General features: G+C 64.5%; 19 protein-coding genes. 9 read left to right on the top strand and 10 right to left on the bottom strand.

Going from position 1 to position 21,107, the window contains the following annotated elements:
• Positions 1 to 44 precede the first annotated feature (44 nt).
• Together J1C48_RS00435 and J1C48_RS00440 are read left to right on the top strand one after the other, a co-directional pair.
• On the top strand, positions 45 to 1,031 hold the full coding sequence (locus J1C48_RS00435) for a lytic transglycosylase domain-containing protein (RefSeq protein ID WP_207255675.1): 987 nt from the start codon (positions 45 to 47) through the stop codon (positions 1,029 to 1,031).
• 45 nt (positions 1,032 to 1,076) lie between these two features.
• The gene (locus tag J1C48_RS00440; RefSeq protein ID WP_207255676.1) at positions 1,077 to 2,123 is read left to right on the top strand and encodes an NAD(P)-dependent alcohol dehydrogenase; all 1,047 of its coding nucleotides are present in this window, start codon (positions 1,077 to 1,079) and stop codon (positions 2,121 to 2,123) included.
• A gap of 133 nt (positions 2,124 to 2,256) precedes the next feature.
• Here J1C48_RS00440 and rfbB read toward each other — a convergent pair whose 3' ends face one another.
• Together rfbB and rfbC are read right to left on the bottom strand one after the other, a co-directional pair.
• Positions 2,257 to 3,309, bottom strand: a complete 1,053-nt coding sequence (gene rfbB / locus J1C48_RS00445; protein WP_207255677.1) for a dTDP-glucose 4,6-dehydratase — start codon at positions 3,307 to 3,309, stop codon at positions 2,257 to 2,259.
• Between the two features lie 15 nt (positions 3,310 to 3,324).
• Positions 3,325 to 3,891, bottom strand: a complete 567-nt coding sequence (gene rfbC, locus J1C48_RS00450; RefSeq protein ID WP_207255678.1) for a dTDP-4-dehydrorhamnose 3,5-epimerase — start codon at positions 3,889 to 3,891, stop codon at positions 3,325 to 3,327.
• A 166-nt stretch (positions 3,892 to 4,057) separates the two neighbouring features.
• Here rfbC and rfbA point away from each other — a divergent pair, with 166 nt between their 5' ends.
• Complete coding sequence (rfbA, locus tag J1C48_RS00455; RefSeq protein ID WP_207255679.1) at positions 4,058 to 4,930, top strand: glucose-1-phosphate thymidylyltransferase RfbA; 873 nt, start codon at positions 4,058 to 4,060, stop codon at positions 4,928 to 4,930.
• Between the two features lie 232 nt (positions 4,931 to 5,162).
• Positions 5,163 to 6,086, top strand: coding sequence for a formate/nitrite transporter family protein (locus J1C48_RS00460; protein ID WP_207255680.1), 924 nt, complete (start codon positions 5,163 to 5,165; stop codon positions 6,084 to 6,086).
• Between the two features lie 97 nt (positions 6,087 to 6,183).
• On the opposite strand, the gene eno is transcribed toward J1C48_RS00460, so the two are convergent.
• The 8 genes from eno to tpiA form a co-directional block, all read right to left on the bottom strand.
• The gene (gene eno, locus J1C48_RS00465) at positions 6,184 to 7,458 is read right to left on the bottom strand and encodes a phosphopyruvate hydratase (RefSeq protein ID WP_207255681.1); all 1,275 of its coding nucleotides are present in this window, start codon (positions 7,456 to 7,458) and stop codon (positions 6,184 to 6,186) included.
• 217 nt (positions 7,459 to 7,675) lie between these two features.
• Complete coding sequence (kdsA, locus tag J1C48_RS00470) at positions 7,676 to 8,512, bottom strand: 3-deoxy-8-phosphooctulonate synthase (protein WP_207255682.1); 837 nt, start codon at positions 8,510 to 8,512, stop codon at positions 7,676 to 7,678.
• A 2-nt stretch (positions 8,513 to 8,514) separates the two neighbouring features.
• Positions 8,515 to 9,390 carry a VOC family protein gene (locus J1C48_RS00475; RefSeq protein WP_207255683.1) on the bottom strand — a complete coding sequence of 292 codons (876 nt, stop codon included), beginning with the start codon at positions 9,388 to 9,390 and terminating at the stop codon, positions 8,515 to 8,517.
• 92 nt (positions 9,391 to 9,482) lie between these two features.
• A complete protein-coding gene (locus tag J1C48_RS00480) occupies positions 9,483 to 9,770 on the bottom strand; it encodes a hypothetical protein (RefSeq protein ID WP_207255684.1) in 288 nt (95 codons plus the stop codon).
• A gap of 31 nt (positions 9,771 to 9,801) precedes the next feature.
• On the bottom strand, positions 9,802 to 11,721 hold the full coding sequence (locus J1C48_RS00485) for a hypothetical protein (protein ID WP_207255685.1): 1,920 nt from the start codon (positions 11,719 to 11,721) through the stop codon (positions 9,802 to 9,804).
• 102 nt (positions 11,722 to 11,823) lie between these two features.
• Positions 11,824 to 13,452, bottom strand: coding sequence for a CTP synthase (pyrG, locus tag J1C48_RS00490; RefSeq protein WP_207255686.1), 1,629 nt, complete (start codon positions 13,450 to 13,452; stop codon positions 11,824 to 11,826).
• Between the two features lie 221 nt (positions 13,453 to 13,673).
• Positions 13,674 to 14,555 (bottom strand): preprotein translocase subunit SecG, encoded by an 882-nt coding sequence (gene secG, locus J1C48_RS19205; RefSeq protein WP_207255687.1) that lies wholly within the window; start codon positions 14,553 to 14,555, stop codon positions 13,674 to 13,676.
• An 80-nt stretch (positions 14,556 to 14,635) separates the two neighbouring features.
• Positions 14,636 to 15,397, bottom strand: a complete 762-nt coding sequence (gene tpiA, locus J1C48_RS00500) for a triose-phosphate isomerase (RefSeq protein ID WP_207255688.1) — start codon at positions 15,395 to 15,397, stop codon at positions 14,636 to 14,638.
• A 200-nt stretch (positions 15,398 to 15,597) separates the two neighbouring features.
• Here tpiA and J1C48_RS00505 point away from each other — a divergent pair, with 200 nt between their 5' ends.
• The 5 genes from J1C48_RS00505 to J1C48_RS00525 are packed head-to-tail and all read left to right on the top strand — an operon-like array spanning position 15,598 to position 21,053.
• Entirely contained in the window at positions 15,598 to 17,487 is a 1,890-nt protein-coding gene (locus J1C48_RS00505; protein ID WP_207255689.1) for a peptidyl-prolyl cis-trans isomerase, read from the top strand.
• The gene (gene trpD / locus J1C48_RS00510; RefSeq protein WP_207255690.1) at positions 17,484 to 18,515 is read left to right on the top strand and encodes an anthranilate phosphoribosyltransferase; all 1,032 of its coding nucleotides are present in this window, start codon (positions 17,484 to 17,486) and stop codon (positions 18,513 to 18,515) included. The genes J1C48_RS00505 and trpD overlap by 4 nt, the downstream gene beginning before the upstream one ends.
• The gene (trpC, locus tag J1C48_RS00515) at positions 18,512 to 19,333 is read left to right on the top strand and encodes an indole-3-glycerol phosphate synthase TrpC (RefSeq protein ID WP_207255691.1); all 822 of its coding nucleotides are present in this window, start codon (positions 18,512 to 18,514) and stop codon (positions 19,331 to 19,333) included. The genes trpD and trpC overlap by 4 nt, the downstream gene beginning before the upstream one ends.
• Positions 19,330 to 19,851: a cyclic pyranopterin monophosphate synthase MoaC gene (gene moaC / locus J1C48_RS00520; RefSeq protein WP_231081501.1), complete on the top strand. Its 522-nt coding sequence runs from the start codon at positions 19,330 to 19,332 to the stop codon at positions 19,849 to 19,851. Before trpC ends, moaC begins: the two co-directional genes overlap by 4 nt.
• Entirely contained in the window at positions 19,848 to 21,053 is a 1,206-nt protein-coding gene (locus J1C48_RS00525) for a molybdopterin molybdotransferase MoeA (protein ID WP_207255692.1), read from the top strand. Before moaC ends, J1C48_RS00525 begins: the two co-directional genes overlap by 4 nt.
• The last annotated feature ends 54 nt before the right edge of the window (positions 21,054 to 21,107 follow it).

Consider the following 21,107-nt stretch of genomic DNA (forward strand, 5'->3'; position numbering starts at 1 on the left):
CCGGGCGCAGGCGCCGACACGACCGACATCGACGCGGCCAGCCTATGGCTCAGCGCCCCACGCGCTCGGTGACCCGTGTCGTCGGAGCGATTGGACTCGCTCTCGCGGCGGCATTTCCCGCCGGCGCGACGACGCCGCAGCTTGGGTCGGGCGACGCGGCGATCACCCTGCCGGCGCTCGCCTATCCGCCCTCGCCGCCGCGTTTCAGCCCGCCCGCAAACGGGGCGGACATGGGATCGAGCCCGACCCCGGCCAAGGGCGCATCCGAGGTTGACCGGATCTGCCAACTCATCGGTGACAACGCCGATGCCGTCGGCATGCCCCGATCCTTTTTCGCCCGGCTGATCTGGAAGGAAAGCCGCTTCGACGCGAAAGCCCTGTCGCCGGTCGGCGCGCAGGGGATTGCCCAGTTCATGCCCTATACGGCCGCCGAGCGCGGTCTTAACGACCCCTACGACATCGCCCAGGCAATCCACCACTCGGCGCTCTATCTCGCGGACTTGCGATCGGAACTCGGAAATTGGGGCCTCGCCGCCGCCGCCTATAATGGCGGCATCAACCGGGTGAAGCGCTGGATGGCGAGCGGTGGATCGCTGCCGCTGGAAACCGAGAACTACGTCCTGTCGATCACCGCCCATCCGGCCGATTGGTTCACCGAAGACGACCGCGAGGTCGAAGGCCGCCCGCTCGAAGAGGGCACCGGCTTTGCGAGCGCCTGCCGCAAGCTGCCGGTGATGACGAGCCGCTCGGTCTTTGCCGCTCTCAAGACCGGCGCGCCCATGAAGCCCTGGGGCGTCCAGGTCGCCGGCAATCCGCGCTCGCCTGCCGCCATGGCGATGTTTCGCCGCGTCCAAAGCCGCTTTCCGAGCCTTCTCGGCGACAAGAATCCGCTGGTCATACGCGAGCGCGTGCCCGGCCGTGGGCGGATCTTTGCCGTGCGGATCGGCGCTGACAGCCGCGCCGAAGCCGAAGCGTTTTGCGGCAAATTGAAAAGTGCCGGCGGCTCATGCATCGTCATGAAGAACCGGTAGAAGATTCGGCATCAGAGCCGATCGAGCATAGGAGGTTAATCCTGCATGAAGGCGCTCGTTCTGGAAGAGATCCACAAACTCTCCTTGCGCGATTTTCCGATCGACGCGGCGGAAAAAGACCTCGCGCCCCGCGACGTTCGCATCAAACTGCACACCGTCGGCATCTGCGGATCGGACGTCCACTATTACACCCACGGGCGCATCGGCCCCTTCGTCGTTGAGGAACCGATGATCCTCGGCCACGAGGCGAGCGGCACCGTGATCGAGATCGGCGCCGAGGTGACGAGCCTTGCCGTCGGCGATCGGGTCTGCATGGAGCCAGGCATCCCCGATCCGAACTCGAAGGCAACGCGGCTCGGCCTTTACAATGTCGATCCGGCCGTGCGCTTTTGGGCAACGCCGCCGGTCCACGGCATTTTGCGCCCGACCTGCGTTCATCCGGAGGCCTTCACCTTCAAGCTGCCGGACAGCGTCTCCTTTGCCGAGGCGGCGATGGTCGAGCCGCTGGCGGTCGGCGTTCACGCGGCAACCAAGGCGGAGATTCGCCCCGGCGACGTCGCCCTCGTCATGGGGGCGGGGCCGATCGGTCTCGTCACCGCCCTCTCCGCGCTCGCCGCCGGCTGCGCCCGCGTTTACGTCTGCGACCTCGACGACGCCAAGCTGGAGATCGCGGCCAAGCTCGGCGCCATCACGCCGATCAACGTCACGCGCGAGGATCCGGCTAAGCGCATCCTCGCCGAGACCGACGGGTGGGGCGCCGAAATCGTCTTCGAAGCGACCGGCAGCCCCAAGGCGGCGGCGAGCGTCTTCGAGCCGCTGTCGCCCGGCGGCCGGGTGGTGATGATCGGCGGCCAGGCCGAACCGATCGCCTATGACGCCGGCGCGGCGATGGTGCGTGAGGCGCGGGTCGAAAACATCTTTCGCTACGCCCACGTCTTCCCACGCTGCGTGAAGATGCTGGCTTCGGGTGCAATCGACGTCAAACCGCTGATCACCCGGACCTTTGCCTTTGAAGACAGCGTGAAGGCCTTCGAAATCGCGGCCTCGGCGCCGAAAGGCGACGTCAAAATGCAGATCGAGCTGCCACAATAGGCTGCGTTCGCCCCAGCCCGTGCTGCCTCCGATGATCGCAAGCGGCCCCGCCTACGCTCCGAGGGCGTAGGCGGCCGATATGTTGAAGCGGCGCGGCACGCTCGCGCCGCTCCCCAAGGTCAAGGATGGACTGTCAGGACGCCCCGAGCCGCTCGCCGGCATAGCGCTCGCGCAGCGGCTGCCACCAGGATTGATTCTCGAGGAACCATTGAACGGTCTTTTCGAGACCCGTCTCGAAGGTCTCCTCGGCCCGCCAACCGAGTTCGCTCTCGAGCCGGGTCGCGTCGATCGCATAGCGCAGATCGTGGCCCGGCCGATCGGTCACGAAGGTGATCTGCTCGCGCCGCGAACGCCCATCCTCGCGGGGGCGCAGCCGATCCAGCGTGTCGCAGATCGCATGGACGACGTCGAGATTGGTCCGCTCGTTGCGGCCGCCGACATTGTAGGAGCGGCCAACGGTCCCGCGCGTCGCAATGATCTCGAGCGCCTTGGCGTGATCGTCGACGAACAGCCAGTCGCGGACGTTTTCGCCGCGACCGTAGACCGGCAGCGGGTTGCCGTCCAAGCCGTTGAGAATCATCAACGGGATCAGCTTTTCAGGGAAATGATACGGGCCGTAATTGTTGGAGCAATTGGACAGCACCACCGGCAAACCGTAGGTGTGGTGCCAGGCCATTGCGAGATGATCGGACGCGGCCTTCGACGCGGAGTAAGGCGATGACGGCTCATAAGCCGTCTCCTCGGTGAACAGACCGCCATCCAAGGGCAGTTGACCGTAGACCTCGTCGGTCGAAACGTGATGGAAACGGAAGCGCTCGCGGCGATCCTCGGATAGCTCCGCCCAATAACCGCGCACCGCCTCAAGCAAGTCGAAGGTGCCGACGACATTGGTGCGAATGAATTCGCCCGGCCCGTCGATCGAACGGTCGACATGGCTTTCGGCGGCAAGATGCATGACCACATCGATCTCGTTCTCCCGCAGCAGGCGGCCGATCGCGTCCCGGTCGCAGATGTCGGCCTTCGCGAAAATGTAGCGCGGGTCGTTGGAGATCGGCTCCAGCGAGGCGAGATTGGCCGCGTAGGTCAGTTTATCGACATTGAGCACATGATGCTCGGTGTCGCGGATCAGATGCCGGCAGACGGCCGACCCGATGAAGCCGGCGCCGCCGGTCACGAGAAACTTCATGAGAGAGCTCCGAGGTCAGGCTTGGTGCGTGAAGATTACGGGCGTTTCTTCGAGCGTTGGCGCGACCGCGTCCTTGTCCGAGAGCACGGGCGTCCCGCCATCGAGCGGCCAATCGATCCCGATTTGCGGATCGTCCCACCGGATGCCGCGATCATGCTCGCCGGAGTAGGGCGCCGAAACCTTGTAGAACACCTCGGTATCCGGCTCGAGCGTCAGGAAACCGTGAGCAAATCCCTTCGGCACCAGGATCTGATTGAAGGCTTTGGCCGAGACATGAAGCGCGACCCATGCCCCGAATGTCGGCGATCCGTGGCGGATATCCACCGCGACATCCAGGATCGCACCCTTGAGCACGCGAACCAGCTTGTCCTGAGCAAAAGGCGGCGTTTGGTAGTGCAGCCCGCGAAGGGTCAAGCGTGCGGCCGAAAAGGACTGGTTATCCTGGACGAACGGCATCGACAGTCCCGCTTCCGCGAACCGCTGCGCGTTGTAGGTCTCACTGAAGAAACCGCGGTCGTCCCCGAATTTACGCGGCTTGATTTCCAGGACGTCGGGAATGGCGAGGGGAATGACTTCCAGCATGACGATCCTTCATTGCTCTTAGCCGGGCGCCGGGATGATGAAGGTCCGGCTTGACATGATGCCCGTCCAGTCTCGATTCAGCTTCGCTGTTGCGCTGCGCCATAGTGGCGCCCGACGGGTGGATATATTAAGCGGTTCGCAACGGCAATCGCGAATGGAGACGCGCGTGAAAGGTATCATTTTGGCGGGGGGAAGCGGCACTCGCCTGCATCCGATGACACTGACGGCCTCGAAACAGCTTCTGCCAGTCTACGACAAGCCGATGATCTATTATCCGCTGTCGACGCTGATGTTGGCCGGCATCAAGGATGTCTTGCTGATTTCGACGCCGCATGATTTGCCCCGTTTCAAGGCCTTGCTTGGCAACGGCGAGCGGATCGGCATTCGCCTCGAATATGCCGAGCAGCCGAGCCCGGATGGCCTCGCCCAAGCTTATTTGATCGGTGAAGAATTTGTAAACGGCGAACCGTCTGCCCTGATCCTCGGCGACAACCTGTTCTATGGTCACGGCCTTCCCGACCTGATGCAACGCAGCATCCGACGCGAAGCCGGTGCCACCGTGTTCGCATATCACGTTCAAGACCCCGAGCGTTATGGTGTCGTCGCATTCGATAGCGCCAACAAAGCCACCTCGATCGAAGAAAAGCCGCAGCGCCCCCGCTCGAACTGGGCGGTGACCGGGCTCTATTTCTACGATGGCCGCGCCTCGCAGCTGGCGCATACGCTGAAGCCCTCCCCGCGCGGCGAGTTGGAGATCACCGATCTCAATCGGATCTATCTGGAGGAAGGCAGCCTCGAAGTCTCGCGCATGGGGCGTGGCTATGCCTGGCTCGACACCGGCACGCCGGCCTCCCTCCTCGAGGCCGCGGAATTCGTGCGCACGCTCGAAAACCGGCAGGGCTTCAAGATCGCCTGTATCGAAGAGATCGCCTTTGAGATGGGCTATATCGACCGCGATCATCTGATGGCGGTCGGCAAGGAGCTCGGCAAGAGCACCTACGGCCAATACATCCAGCACATTGCCGCGATGGAGGCCTGAGCGCCCCTAAGCGCCGGAGCGGCACGCCAGACGACCCGCCCGCGGAGAACCGAGGCGGGGCGGCCCATCGCGCGACTGTGTGATGATCATCTCGAGCGCAAGGGGGGAGAAATATCGCCGCAGGCCGGTCCAGCGCCCGCGGTGGGCGCTATAATCGTCGATCAGACTTTGGCCCGCGCCGATCGTGCCGCGGGCCACGCTCCAGCTGACGACAGGCCAAAGGCTCCCCGCGATGGACTCCCAAGACCGCCGGCGCGACGACGCACATGATGACGACCCGGATACCAATTCGCGGCGGCACTCGAACGACGTCACCGAAAAGCGTCTCGAACACGAAGGCTCGACGCTTACCGAGACCGAACTGCACGAGATCGAGCGCAGGCTCAGCCTGCGGCCGCTGGCGATCTACGAGCTGGTGCGTCAGGAGGGTGAGGACGAGCTGACGCGGCCGCTCGCAAGCCTGTGGTGGTCGGGTCTGGCCGCCGGCCTGTCGATCGGCTTTTCAGTGTTCACCCAGGCTGTCCTGCGGGCCTATCTGCCCGACACACCGTGGCGGCCCCTGATCGAATGCTGGGGCTATTCGGTCGGCTTTTTGATCGTCATTCTCGGCCGCCAGCAGCTCTTCACCGAGATCACCCTGACCGCAACCCTGCCAGTCCTTGCCCGGCCGAAATGGATCGGCGTCAAGGCGATCATCCGGCTCTGGGCAATGGTTTTCATCGCCAACATGGCGGGTACGGCGGTCTTCGGCGCCGGCATCGCCTTCGACGCGCTCCACACACCCGAGATCACCGACGCCGCGCTCGCCATTGCGCGTGAGGCGATGGAGGCCGGACCATGGACGACGCTGATGCGGGGCATGGCCGCCGGGTGGCTGATCGCGACGGTGGTCTGGGTGCTGCCTTCGGCCCAGAACGCCGGCTTCTTCGTGATCGCGCTGTTGACCTACCTGATCGCGCTGTTTCATCTCTCTCACATCGTCGCCGGTTCGGTCGAGGCGATGGCGCTGATGTTTGCCGGCGAGTTGATGCCGCACCAGGCGATTTGGAGCTTCTATCTGCCGGCGCTCGCCGGCAACATTCTCGGCGGCTCGGCGCTCTTCGCCCTGATCAGCTACGGCCAGGTCGCGCCCGAACTCGATCAGCGCGGCAACTGATCGGCAGCTGAAGCGCGAAGCGGTCAGCCCTTAATCAACGAGGGCGCCCGCATCGACCGGGCGCCCTCGTTCGTTCGTCAGCGGTTGAAGCCGCCGCTCAGCCTCGCAGAATCGAGCGGCCGGCGAAAACCGCCTGATCGCCGAGTTCCTCTTCGATGCGCAGCAGCTGATTGTACTTCGCCAGCCGGTCGGACCGGGCCAGCGAGCCGGTCTTGATCTGTCCGCAATTGGTCGCAACCGCGAGGTCGGCAATGGTCGAGTCCTCGGTCTCGCCCGAGCGGTGCGACATCACCGCCGTGTAACCGGCGCGATGGGCAACGCTGACCGCATCGAGGGTCTCCGACAGCGAGCCGATCTGGTTGACCTTGATCAGGATCGAATTGGCGACACCCTTCTTGATGCCCTCGCGCAGACGCACGGAATTGGTGACGAAAAGATCGTCGCCAACGAGCTGGACCTTGCTGCCGATCTGATCGGTCAGCGCCTTCCAGCCGTCCCAGTCGTCTTCGGCCATGCCGTCCTCGATCGAGACGATCGGATAGGCCTTGGCAAGTTCGCCGTAATAGGCGGCCATGTCGGCCGGCGAGAGCTTCCGCCCCTCGCCTTCGAGATCGTAGACGCCGTCCTTGAAGAACTCGGTCGAGGCCGGATCGAGCGCAATGGCGATTTCCTCGCCCGGCTTGTAACCGGCCTTTTCGATCGCCTTGACCACGAAGTCGAGCGCTTCCTTGGCCGAGCCGAGGTTCGGCGCAAAACCGCCCTCATCGCCGACATTGGTGTTGTGGCCGGCGTCCTTCAGCATCGTCTTCAGCGTGTGGAACGTTTCCGATCCCCAGCGCAGCGCTTCAGAGAAGCGATCGGCGCCGAGCGGCATGATCATGAATTCCTGGAAGTCGATCGGATTGTCGGCATGGGCGCCGCCATTGATGATGTTCATCATCGGCACCGGCAGAACATGGGCCGAAGCGCCGCCGACATAGCGGTAGAGCGGCAGACCGGCGGATTCCGCAGCAGCCTTGGCGACAGCGAGCGACACGCCGAGGATGGCATTGGCGCCGATCCGGCCCTTGTTGGCCGTGCCGTCGAGTTCGCGCAGCGCGGCGTCGATGCGGATCTGATCCTCGGCCTCGAAGCCGGCGATTTCTTCGAGAATCTCGCCATTAACGAAGCCGACGGCCTTCTCGACGCCCTTGCCGAGATAGCGCGCGCCGCCGTCGCGCAGTTCGACCGCCTCATGGGCACCGGTCGAGGCGCCTGACGGCACGGCGGCTCGGCCCATCGAGCCGTCTTCCAGAACGACGTCGACCTCGACGGTCGGGTTACCGCGGCTGTCGAGAATCTCGCGGCCGATAATGTCGATGATGGCGGTCATGGTGCCACTCCCTGTGATGAAGAACGAACCGTTCGGATGGCGTTCTAGAACAACAGAGCGAGTCTGAATAGCGTGTCAGGCAGACGGTTGCGTATTGCGCAACATTGCACGCGAAACGCCGCCGCGGTCCGCGGCGGCGGCAGCTTCTGCGAACCGGGGGAGGCGACGCCATGGCAGCCTCGAAAGGCGCGGTCCAATGCGCGCTCCGCCAGCCGCCTCACCCAAAAGATTTCGCCAGATCGTCCAGCGCCTTCAGCCGCTTTAGCAGCTCCGGCATCTTGTCGAGCGGCACCATGTTCGGGCCGTCGGAGGGTGCGTTGTCGGGATCCTCGTGGGTCTCGATGAACAGGCCCGCCACGCCAACGGCGACGGCCGCCCGCGCCAGCGTCTCGACGAAACGGCGCTCGCCGCCGGACGAGCCGCCCTGGCCGCCCGGCTGCTGCACCGAGTGAGTGGCGTCGAAGACCACCGGCAGGCCGGTTTCGGCCATCACCGGCAGCCCCCGGAAATCCGAGACCAGCGTATTGTAGCCGAAGGAAGCGCCGCGCTCGGTGAGGAGCACGTTGGGATTGCCGCTCTCGGTCACCTTCGCCGCGACGTTCTTCATGTCCCAGGGCGCGAGGAACTGCCCCTTCTTGATGTTGATCACCCGGCCGGTCTTGGCAGCGGCGATCAGAAGATCGGTCTGGCGGCAGAGAAAGGCCGGGATCTGCAGGATGTCGCAGACCGCGCTGACCTCCCGGCACTGCTCCTCGCTATGAATGTCGGTCAGCACCGGCAGGTCGAAGGTCTCGGCGACCTCCTGAAACACCGGCAGCGCCCCGGAAAGACCAATGCCGCGCTTGCCCGACAGGCTGGTGCGATTGGCCTTGTCGAAACTTGCCTTGAAGACGTAGGGGATGCCGAGGTCGGCGGTGATCCGCTTCATCTTTTCGGCGATCATCATCGCATGATCGCGGCTTTCCATCTGGCACGGCCCGGCAATCAACGCGAAGGGAGCGGTGTTGGAAAAGCGGGCCGATTTGGCGGAGACGGTCGTGATCGAAAAGGTCATTCTTAAGGTTCCTCGAAGGCGATGAAGGTGCTGTGCAATCCCAGTGGGACGACGAGACGACCGACCATCTCATGCACGGAAACTGCGCCGCGATCGAGGCATGCGCGCAACCGTGTGAGATCAGGCGTTGCGAAGATGAGTCCAAGCGCCATCGCTGCCCGATCTGCGCTCGGCGCCGGAGCGATGCCGAACCTGTCGGCCAACGCCGGCGCCGCATGAAACTCCAGCCCGACATTGGCGAGATCGGCCGCCGGATCGATTCGATCCTCCGCCTTTTCCACCGTCGGGCGTTCCAGCGCCTGGCGCACGGAGGTTACGGCGGGACGAGCCGCATCGGAAAGAACGAGCCGCTTCAGCCCGATCGCGCCGTTTGCGTGGCGGGTCAACAGCGTGCGGTCCGGCGCGCTGCCATGGCGCGGCTCGCACACGAACAGCGTCAGATCGCGGTCGATGCCGGTGTGTGCGAAGGCGAGGCGAAAGCTGAGGATGGACGCTTCACCGCCGTCGGTGGTAAAATCGCGCGAGAAATCGACCAACTGATCGTCCGCCAGCCCGGCTGCAGCCAGCGCTTCGCGATCCGCTACCGCATCCGACGACCGCAGCCCAAGCGCCGAGATCGCCGGCAATCGACGCCCCGGACGGAAGGCAGCGTCGCACAGAACGAACCGGTTGCCGGCCACCTTGGCGTTCCGATAAGCAACGGGATCAGCAATCACCAGCGGCTCAAGATAGGTCCCGTCGGCGAGAAAGACGCAGGTATTGCCGGTCCCGAAAGGATGCACCGCGTCCGGCGCGACGGTGAAGCCGAGAGTCTCAAACGTCGTCCGCGCATGGGCGGGTGAGGCGAAAGGCAGGACGACGTGATCGAGAGAGCGCATGGGCTTACGCTTTAGTCGATCCCGGTCGACAAGGCCAGTCTCGAGGGCACCCCGCGAAAAATGTCGCGTCGCGTTTGGCGACCAGGTGGCCGTTACTGCGGTGTCCCCTGCTGAATCCAGCAGCCGAAGGTGTTGACCTTATCCTGGCCCCAAGTGGGTTCACCGGATCCGGGAGGCGGCATCGCGCCGCTTGCCACTTCGTTGTAGATCTTTGACGCGTAGATCTTTACCGAATTGTAGTTGCTGAGGTCGAGCGCGCCGTTTGTCACCTGTTTCATGTGATCGACATCGGTTTGGGTGAACATACCCTCAATGTCATTCGTCCAGGTCACCGACGTGGGGCAGGACATTGCGTCGAAGTGCTGACGGTCGAAAGCCATGGTTGGCGTCCTTTCAAGTGGATGAAAGAGGTTACGGCAAGAGCGAACGGTTGCGCGGAACATGCGTCAGCGCCTTCGATCCAAGCTCGTTCATCTCGCCGGCGTTCGGCTTGAAGGTAAAGGTACGGGCTGCAGCGGAAAGCGGCTCGGGTACCGCCGGCACCTCCGGACGGATGACCGCTCCGCGCGCCAGGATCACGCTGAAGTCGCCCGCCTGGCCGGCCGGATTCTGACCCTGGCTGCCGTGGCATCCCATGCAGCCGCCCATATTGTAGAAGCTGCCGCCGTAATAAGTATTCTTATGCGGCGAGCCATCCTGGTTCCATTCCGTCGCAATATTCGGCGAAAGTCCGCCCGCAAACATTTGCAAGGACCGGTTTGTCTCGACCAGGATGTTGGCTTGATAGTAGCTCGACGGGGCCGGATTGGTCGCCGAATAGGGCGGAGACCCGGTGTAGGGTGAGCCGTTCGGCCGATTTGGGTCGGGAATCTTGTCGAACGGGAGATACTGGACGTTGACGAGCTTGTAGGCGAGCCACGGAGTCGATGCCATCCCATTGGCCGAAAGGTAGGACTGGATGGTAGAATGCGCGTCTTTATTGGCATCGATGACGTAGTCGGGAATAGCGAAATCTCGCTTATTGACGCATATATTACCGCCGGATGGTTGGTTGTTGGTCGGCGGGAAAGCTGAATTGAAATAGTAGATCTGCTTGCCCGGCTGACCGCAGTAACTCGCCGTCTGTGCTGGCTTGCAGGTGGAGGGATCGTCGGTGAGCACCACCGTGCCGGAGACGCTCGGCGCGTCCGACGCGGCACTCCCCTTCGCGGGCTGCGGATCCTCGAGGCAGACTTGCGGCGTCGTCGCCGTTGCCGGCTCAGGTCCGACGATATTTCCGTCCGCATCCTCCAGCGGCTTGCCGCTTGCCGTTAGGATATTGTCGGCCTGTTCGAACGTCGCATAGATAAAATACGGTGCCGATGGCGTTTTCTGGATGATGTGCAGCGCCACGAGGCCCCAGGTCGCATCGCGATAGCAGGGGTGAGAGGACGATCCTTCGTAGAACCGCACCGTCTGCGTATGAAACCGGTGGGAGGAAATCTCGTCCGCATTCAGCGGGCGCCAGCCGGCCTTCACCTCGATGGTGCCGTCAGGAAGGCTGACCATATCGCCACTTCCCGGCGGCGGACTGGCCTGATTCTGCGCGAGATATGCCTTGGTCGCACTGACCACCGCTGGCGGAATGGCACTCCACCACTGGTCCAGCAGATTGTTGGGATCACTGTTTTCGGCAACGTAGACGTACTGCGTCCGGTTGGTCTTGGCGAGGTAGCGGATCAGCTTCGGCTGGCTGTTTCCCGGCGAACTGGCGTCATCGACAACTCCGGCGTACATATTGGCGAGGGTGATCTCGTCGGTTTCGTCGAGATTGATCCAAGGTGTCGGATCATCCGCCTGCTCGGGGGCACACGCGGCCACCGGAACTGCGTAATTGTACTGCGGCAGCGCGTCGTAGCCCCAGGACGTTGCGGCGGTGGAGCCGGCATAGCCCGGCGGCATACCCGTCCCCGGAAAGACCTCCACCTTGTGGCGGAACGTCTCCCAGGTCAGCAGCGAGCAGTCGCTCGCCGTTGAGCCAAACTGGCAGGTGGTCGATGGCGTGTCGCGCTGGCCGGGCTGCCCCTCCTGCGGACCGGCCGGCCAGTTGAGCGCGATGAATTCCTGCCAAGCAAACGCGGCGGCCTGTGCAGGTGTCGCCGCCGGCGCTCCGCCCGAGGTCGGAGGGCCGGCAACGAACGGCGGATTGAGCTCGCTCGGCACATCCGAGGAGATAGTAATTGACGGAGAGGATTGGGCAAAGGACGTGCCGCCAATCAGAAGCGCCGACAAAGCCATCGACGCCCCAACTCGGCTCGCCCGCAACCAAGCCATGCGAAACCAAATGGTCACAGCTGCCTCCCATGCGAAAGTCACATGGGAATACCTTCATCTTACCAAAAGAAAAGTCAACCCTCAGTTGTCTATTTCAATTTAAAACTTTAGAATACATGACTAAACTAGTCTACTTTGCTCCAAAGCGGCCGCCACGAAGCTGGCGAACAGCGGATGCGGCTCGAACGGGCGGGATTTCAGCTCGGGGTGGTATTGGACGCCGATGAACCACGGATGGTCGGCGAGTTCCACCGTTTCCGGAAGCAGCCCGTCCGGCGACATGCCGGCAAACAGCATGCCGGCCTCTTCGAGCACCGCGCGATAGTCGCGATTGACCTCGTAGCGATGACGGTGGCGCTCTTTGATCGCGGTGTCGCCGTAGATGCCGGCGATCTTCGAGCCCTCCTTGAGATGCGCCTCGTAGGCGCCGAGGCGCATGGTGCCGCCGAGATCGCCTTTGGCCGCACGGGTTTCCAGCTCGTTGCCCTTCAGCCATTCGGTCATCAGACCGACGACCGGCTCCGGCGTCTCGCCGAATTCCGTCGAGCCCGCCTTTTCGATGCCGGCCAGCGAGCGCGCCGCCTCGATCACCGCCATCTGCATGCCGAAGCAGATCCCGAAATACGGCACGTTTCGCTCGCGGGCGAAACGGGCCGCGTGGATCTTGCCCTCCGAGCCGCGCTCGCCGAAGCCGCCCGGCACCAGAATGCCGTTCACCCGCTCCAGATAGGGCGAGGGATCCTCCTGCTCGAAGACCTCCGATTCGATCCAGTCGAGCCGCACCTTCACCCGATTGGCGATGCCGCCGTGCTGCAGCGCCTCGATCAGCGACTTATAGGCGTCCTTCAGGCCGGTATATTTGCCAACGATCGCGATGGTGACTTCGCCCTCGGGATTGCGGATGCCGTCCACAACCTGATGCCAACGGTGCAACTGCGGCTTCGGCGCCGGATCGATGCCGAAAGCGGCGAGCACTTCGGTGTCGAGCCCTTCGTGGTGATAAGCGGTCGGCACATCGTAGATCGTCGCGACGTCGAGTGCCTGGATGACGGCGGTCTCGCGCACATTGCAGAACAGCGAGAGCTTGCGACGCTCTTCCTTCGGCACCGGCCGATCGGCCCGCACCAACAAAATGTCGGGCTGGATGCCGATAGCGCGCAGCTCGCGCACCGAGTGCTGGGTCGGCTTGGTCTTCAGCTCGCCCGCCGTCGGGATGTACGGCATCAGCGTCAGGTGAATGTAGATCGCTCCGCCCCGCGGCAGGTCGTTGCCGAGCTGGCGGATCGCCTCGAAGAACGGCAGCGCCTCGATGTCGCCGACCGTACCGCCGATCTCGCAGAGAACGAAATCGTAGTCCTCGTTACCGTCGAGGACGAATTCCTTGATCGCGTCGGTGACGTGCGGGATCACCTGGACCGTTGCGCCCAGATAATCGCCGCGCCGCTCGCGGGCGATGATCTCCTGGTAGATCCGCCCGGTGGTGATGTTGTCCATCCGGTTGGCCGAGCGGCCGGTGAAGCGCTCGTAATGGCCGAGATCGAGATCGGTCTCCGCGCCGTCGTCGGTCACGAAGACCTCGCCGTGCTGCGTCGGGCTCATCGTGCCCGGATCGACGTTGAGATAGGGATCGAGCTTGCGCAGTCGAACCCGATAGCCCCGGGCCTGCAACAGGGCCCCCAAGGCTGACGATGCAACGCCCTTCCCAAGAGAGGAAACCACGCCGCCGGTGATGAAGATATATCGCGCCATGGGCCTTCCCGATAACCGCGTGCGGGCGATTCTGCCAGTCACAAATCGCACGCGGGTTCATTTCGATGCCGATCCGGCCCCCCTGCGGCCGGTCGATGCGTGACGTTTTCGGCGAACGAGCGGATCGGGTAAAGCGCCCCGATCCGCTCGCGATCCTTCAAAAATCAAGTGGGGCGCCGAAGGGCGCCCCACATCGTGTCTTGGCCGCGATCAGCGCGCAATCACTGCCCGGTCGAAGATCCGGTGGTCGCGGGTATCTGCATCGAGGGCTGGGGCGTTATCGTCTCGCGAGAGGGGGTCGGCGTCGTCACCGTGCCGCTCTGCGTCGCTTGGCCGCTGGCGGTCGACGCGCCGGCCGCCGGGGCAGACGTGTCGCTGCCGGTCACCGGGGCTGTGCTTTCCGCAGGCGGCGTTGCCGTCGTGGCCGCGCCGTCCGTGCCAGCATGACCGCTCGACGGGGTCGCCGTGCCGCTGGCCGGCGTCTTGGTCTCGTCGCTCGGCCGCGTGGTGCCGGCGGCCGGGGCCTCGACCGGCGGAACGGTGGTTTCCTTGGCGCCGGCCGGCGTGTTCTCGGCCGGGTTCGCCGGAATGGCGCCCTGCGACGGGGTGGTCTTCGCCGCCCCCGAATCGCTCGCGTCAGGCGCTGCCGGCGTCGATGCGCCCGTGGTCGGGGTCGCCGGTTGGCTGGCGCCGTCGATCAGCGAGGGGCTCGGCGTCTCATCGCTCTTGACCGCGTTGGCGGGCGCAGTGGTCGCGGCGCCCTCTCCCTTGGCCTTGTCGCCACCCGGCAGCCCGCCGAGCTGGTCGAGCAGGCTCTTATCCCCGCCATTCGTCTGCTGGCCATTCTGCGCCGGCAGCGTGTCGAGGATGTCGGTCGGCTTCGAGCCGTAGCGCGACAAAAGGCCGAGCGACAGAGAGGTGATGAAGAAGCCTGCCGCGAGAATGGAGGTCGTCCGGGTCAGCGCATTGGCCGCGCCACGGGCCGACATCAGGCCGCCACCGCCGCCAATGCCGAGGGCGCCGCCCTCTGACCGTTGCAGCAACACCACGATGACGAGCGCCACGACGATCATCAAGTGGATGATGATGAGAATGGTTTCCATCGAACTTTCGTTGAAGGTCTTTTCTGGCAATTTCCGCGCCTTCTACAGAAGCTGGCGCCGGTTTCCAACCAGATTCCGCGTTAAGCGTCACAAGACGGGCACGCCTGGCATATCGCGATGAAATCCGCCGCCTTCAAGCTCGCCCCGCCGATCAAGGCGCCATCGACATTTTCGACCGCCAAAAGCGCGGCGGCATTCTCGGGTTTCACCGAGCCGCCATACAATAGCCGGATGCCGTTTGCGAGCTCATCGCCAAAGCGCTTCGACAGCGTCTCACGAAGAAAATCGTGGGCGGCTTTGACATCCTCGATGGTCGGCGTGCGACCGGTTCCGATCGCCCAGACCGGTTCGTAGGCGACAACGGTGTTGGCGGCCTGTACCCCGTCGGGCAGCGAGCCGGCAAGCTGGCCGCCAAGAATCTCCAGCGTCTTTCCGGCTTCACGCTCGGCCTCGGTCTCGCCGATGCAGATGATCGCGGTCAGCCCCGCGCGCCAGGCGGCCTTGGCCTTGGCGTTGACGGTCGCTTCACTTTCGCCGTGATCGGCCCGACGCTCGGAATGGCCGACGATCACATAGGTCGCGCCGAGGTCAGCCAGCATCTCGGCCGAGACATCGCCGGTATGGGCGCCCGAGGCCTCGGCGTGGCAATCCTGACCGCCGACAGCGAGCTTGCCGTGACACAGGCCCGCACTCGCCGAGAGGATCGTCGCCGGCGGGCAGATCAGAAGCTCTTTCCCCTCACCGACATCCGCAGCGGCGCTGGCAATTGTCTCCAATTCGGGGAGCTGCCGCAGCTGGCCGTTCATCTTCCAATTGCCGGCGATCAAAGGGGTTGGCTTCATAGTGCTTCGAAAATCCTTCTCGTCCTGCGGGGCATCCAGTATGGGCCCGCGCCCGCCGCGCAGGACAATTCCCGATTGACCGTGGAAAATCAATCACGGCGCATCGCTTGCGCCGCTCGCCGCATCTTCACTAATAAGGCAAAGCATTCCGCCCCCGTCGCCACCCGAGCGACATCCGGCGCTCAGAATTGGAGAACGCGATGCTCGAGACGATGCGCAAAAGCGTGTCCGGTTGGACGGCCAAGATCTTGCTCGGCCTTCTGGTGGTGAGTTTCGCGATCTGGGGGATCGGCAGCAGCCTGCTTCAAAGCGGCCTGTCGCGCACGGTGCTGTCGGCCGGCGAGACCGAGGTGACGCCGACCGAATACGCCTTCGCTTATTCGCAGGCGGTGAACCGCATCTCCCGCCAGATCGGCCGGCAGCTCTCCTCGCAAGAGGCCGCCTCCTTCGGTGTCGATCAAAGCGTGATGAACCAGTTAATCGCCGGCGCGGTCCTCGACGAGGAAAGCCGCAGCCTCGGCCTCGGCGTCTCAAACGCCCGCGTCGCCCAGGTGATCGCCGACGATCCGACCTTCAAGGATTCGAACGGCAACTTCTCGCGCGGCAATTTCAAGGCGATCCTCGCCAATGCCGGCATCAGCGAGAACGACTATATCGCCCAGCAGATGAAGGTCGCCCGCCGTGGCCAGTTGATCGACGCCGTCGCCCGCGACGCCGAGACGCCGAAGATCTTCCTGACGGCGCTGGGGCTCTATAGCGGTGAACGGCGCACCGTCGATTATCTGACGCTGAGCGCTCCGAACATCGACAGCATCAAGGATCCGAGCAAGGACGAGCTCGCCACCTATTTCGACCAGAATCAGGCGCGCTACGCCGCCCCGGAATACCGCTCGATCTCCTATGCCGAGGTCACGCCGCAAACACTCGCCGATCCGAAGACGGTGACCGACGCCCAGGTGAAAGCCGACTACGAGGCGCGCAAGGACCGTTACGCGACGCCCGAGCGCCGACATGTCGAGCAGATCGTCTTCCAGGACAAGCAGGCCGCCGACGCCGCGAAGGCCAAGCTTGATTCCGGCACCAGTTTCGCGGCGGTGGCCAAGGCCGCCGGCCGGTCGCCCGCCGACATCGATCTCGGCACGGTGACCAAGAGCGCGATCCCCGATTCGAAGATCGCCGACGCGGCATTCGCGCTGAAGAAAGGCGAAACCTCCGGTGTTGTCGAAGGCCTTTTCGGCCCCGCGATCCTGCAAGTCACCGACATCCAGCCGGCAAGCGTCAAGCCGCTCGACGCGGTCAAGGACGAGATCCGCAAGGAGCTTGCCCTGAACAACGCCGCCGATGCGGTCAGCAACGCCTACAATGCCTATGAGGACGCCCGCGCCGGCGGTGCAACGTTCGAAGAGGCGGCCAAGCAGGCGGCGATCCCGATCAAGAGCGTCAAGGCGGTCGATCGCAACGGCAACGGCCCCGATGGCAAGCCGATCGCCCTGCCCGACAAGTCCGATCTCCTCGCCGCGGCCTTCGAGAGCGAACCCGGTGTCGATGCGCTGCCGCTGAACATCGATCCGAACGGCTATCTCTTCTACGACGTCAACAGCGTCGACGCGGCCCATGACCGCAAGCTCGCCGATGTCCGTGACAAGGTCGAAACCGATTGGAAAAAGCAACGGGCGAGCGAACAGCTCGAACAGCGCGCCAAGACGCTCGAAAAGGCGATCGAGGGCGGCAAGAGCATTGCCGAGGTCGCCAAGCAGGAAAAGCTGCAGGTGGAGACGGCCCAGGCGATCACCCGCCAGTCCGGCATCGACGAGTTGGGCCGCTCCGGCGTCGACGCGGCGTTTTCCGGCCCCAAGGGCTCGGTCGAAACCGCGGTCGGCGAAGCGCCGGATACCCAATTGGTGATGACGGTGAAGGAAGTAGCACCCCCGGCCGATCCCCTCGACAATGTCACGCCCGGGCAGCGGCGGCAGATGGCCGGCATGATGGAAAACGACCTTTATCAATCCTTCGTCACCCGTCTGCAAAACGAATACCCAGTGCGTGTCCATCCGGGCGCGATCGAACAAGCCAAGGCACTGGTGAGATGAGTGCAACGCTGAAACCCTTCATTGCCAAGGCTGCGGACGGCCAGGCTCTCACTCGCGAGGAGGCGACGAGCGCCTTCGAGGTGATGATGAGCGGCGAGGCGACACCATCCCAGATCGGCGGATTGTTGATGGCCCTCAGAGTGCGGGGCGAAACCGTCGACGAAATCACCGGAGCGGTCTCCGTTCTGCGCCGGCACATGATCCGGGTGAGCGCGCCCGAAGACGCCATCGATATCGTCGGCACCGGCGGCGATCATGCCGGAACCGTCAATATCTCGACCTGCTCGGCCTTCGTTCTGGCCGGCTGCGGGTTGGTGGTCGCCAAACACGGCAATCGGGCGCTCTCGTCGAAGTCGGGGGCGGCCGACGTTCTGACGGCGCTCGGCATCGACGTCGATCTGAAGCCCGAGCAGATCGGACGGGCGATCGCTGAGGCCGGCTTCGGCTTCATGTTCGCCCCCACCCACCACGCCGCGATGCGCTTCGTCGGCCCAAGCCGGGTCGAACTCGGCACGCGGACGATCTTCAATCTGCTCGGCCCACTGTCGAATCCGGCCGGCGTCAAGACGATGCTGGTCGGCGTCTTCGCACCGCAGTGGCTGCGCCCGATCGCCGAGACCCTGCGGGCCCTTGGCGCCGAGTCGGCCTGGATCGTCCATGGTGACGGCCTTGATGAAATGACCACCACCGGCACGAGCGAAGTCGTCGCGCTGAAGGACGGCGGCATCAGCCAATTCACCGTCGACCCGGAAGAGGCTGGCCTCAAGCGCTGGACGCTCGCCGACCTGAAAGGCGGCGACGGCACTTATAATGCCGCGGCGTTGAAAGCCGTCCTCGAAGGCCAGCCCGGCGCTTATCGCGACACCGTGCTCCTCAACACCGCCGGCGCCCTGGTCATGGCCGGTATCGTCGACGATCTGCGGGCGGGCGTTGCCATGGCAGCACAAGCAATCGATTCCGGCCGCGCCAAAGCTGCCTGCGAAAGGCTGGCGATCACCACCCAGAAACTCGCGAGGGAGAACGCATGAGCGACATTCTCACCCGGATTCGCGACTACAAGCTGGAAGAGATCGCCGCGGCCAAGCAGCAGGTCACGCTGGCCGATCTCGAAGCGCGGATTGCCGAGGGCGAGCCGCCACGCGGTTTTTATGCCGCCATTCGGAAGAGGTTGGCGAGCGGCGATCTTGCGCTGATCGCCGAGATCAAAAAGGCAAGCCCCTCCAAGGGTCTGATCCGCGAAGACTTCGATCCACCGCGCCTAGCCAAGGCCTATGAAACGGGCGGCGCCACCTGCCTCAGTGTCCTCACCGACACGCCGTCCTTCCAAGGCAAGCCCGACTATCTGACGGCAGCGCGAACTGCTGTCTCGCTTCCGGCCCTGCGAAAAGACTTTCTGTTCGATCCCTATCAAGTGGCGGAAGCCAGAGCCTGGGGCGCCGACGCGATCCTGATCATCATGGCCGCCGTCTCCGACGACGTCGCAATGGCGCTGGAGGACGCGGCCGGGCGCTATGGCCTCGACGTTCTCATCGAAGTCCATGATGAGGCCGAGACCGAACGCGCGCTGAAGCTCGTCTCGCCGCTGATCGGCATCAACAACCGCAATCTCAAGACCTTCGAGACCAGCCTGGAAACGGCGGAGCGGTTGGCGGGCCTCATCCCCGGCGATCGCACGGTGGTCGGCGAAAGTGGCATCTTCACCCATGCCGACTGCCTGCATCTCGCCGAACACGGCATCCGGACCTTCCTCGTCGGTGAAAGCCTGATGCGCCAGAACGACGTCGCCGCTGCCACCCGCGTCCTCCTGGGCAGCCCGCGCCAACCGGACTCCGGGACCGGCCGATGAGCGACGACACGATGGCCAGCGCCTCGCCAGAGCCGCGCCTCACCCATATCGACGCCGACGGCAAGGCGGCGATGGTCGATGTCGGTGATAAGGCGGAAACGGTTCGGATCGCTGAGGCCGAAGGGCTCGTGCGCATGCAGCCGGAAACGCTCGCCCTCATCGAGCGCAAGGAAGCGGTCAAGGGCGATGTCGTCGGCGTCGCGCGGCTCGCCGGTATCATGGCGGCCAAACGCACCCACGAGCTCATCCCCCTCTGCCATCCGCTGATGCTGTCGAAGATCGGCGTCGAGATCACGGCGGAGCCCGCTTTGCCTGGCCTGCGCGTCACCGCGACGGCAAAGCTCACCGGCCGTACCGGCGTCGAGATGGAGGCGCTGACCGCCGTCTCCGTCGCCTGCCTCACCATCTACGACATGGCCAAGGCCGTCGACCGGTCGATGGAGATCACTGGCATTCGCCTGCTGGCCAAATCCGGGGGCCGCTCCGGCGACTTTCGCGCCAAAGAGAACGGCCGATGATTTCCGTCGATGAGGCCCACCGCCGGCTCGTCGAAGCCGCCCGCCCGATCCGCCGCACCGTTTGCGTGCCGCTGCGCGAAGCGGCAGGCCGCGTCTTGGCCGAAGACGTTCTCGCCACGCGCACCCAGCCGGGCTTCGATGCCTCGGCGATGGATGGCTATGCGTTGCAGGCGACCGATTGCCAGGCGCCGTTTCAGCCTCTGATGGTCATTGGCGAATCGGCCGCCGGCCGTGGCTTTGACGGCGCAGTCGGCCCCGGCGAGGCGGTCCGCATCTTCACCGGTGCTCCTCTGCCTCAGGGCGCCGACGCAGTGCTCATCCAGGAAGATGCCGAGCGGCGCGACGACGGCTCGCTCCTGCCCCAGGAAGCGGTGACAAAAGGCCAGCATGTGCGCCCGGCAGGCATCGACTTTGCCGCCGGCCGCAGATTGCTGGAAACCGGTCTCCGGTTGTCGCCCGGTGCCGTCGCGCTCGCCGCGAGCGGTGGCCATCCACAGCTCCGCGTCCTCGACCGGCCAAAGGTCGCGGTGCTGGCGACGGGCGACGAGTTGGTCGAGCCCGGCGCCGCGATCGGCCCATCGCAAATCATCGCCTCGAACGGCTACGGCGTTGCCGCTCTGGTCGAAGCCGCCGGCGGAACGATTATCGATTGCGGCATCGCCCGCGACCGCGAAGACGAGATCGCCAGCCATCTCGATCGGGCCCTAGCCGAGGGCTGCGATTGCTTCGTGACGATCGGCGGCGCCTCGGTCGGCGACCACGATCTGATCGGCAAAGTGTTTGCGGCGCGCAAGGTCGACATCGCCTTCCTGAAGGTCGCGATGCGCCCCGGCAAACCCCTAATGGCCGGCCGGATCGGCGACATGCGCCTGGTCGGCCTGCCGGGCAATCCGGCCTCCTCGATGGTCGCCGCGACACTGTTTCTCGCCCCGCTGGTGCGCCGGCTCGCCGGTCGGCCGGACCGTCCGCTGACCCGCGCCGCGATCCTCGGCGCCGACGTTCCCGCCAATGGCCAGCGGACGGATTTCATGCGGTCTTTGGCGACGACGCGGGACGACGGCACGATCGTCGTCACACCGCTGCCGCGTCAGGACTCCTCACTGCTTTCGATCTACGCTGCCGCCAACGCCCTGTTGATGCGGGCACCGGATGCGCAATCCGCAAGGGCCGGCGCGCCGTGCCGGATTATCGATCTCGCCTAACGCGGGCTCTGCAGGGACCGTTGCGGTGAGCGCATTGCCGGCCTGCCATGGAAG

Source organism: Jiella flava, from assembly GCF_017349315.1.
GTDB classification, from domain to species: Bacteria; Pseudomonadota; Alphaproteobacteria; order Rhizobiales; family Rhizobiaceae; genus Jiella; species Jiella flava.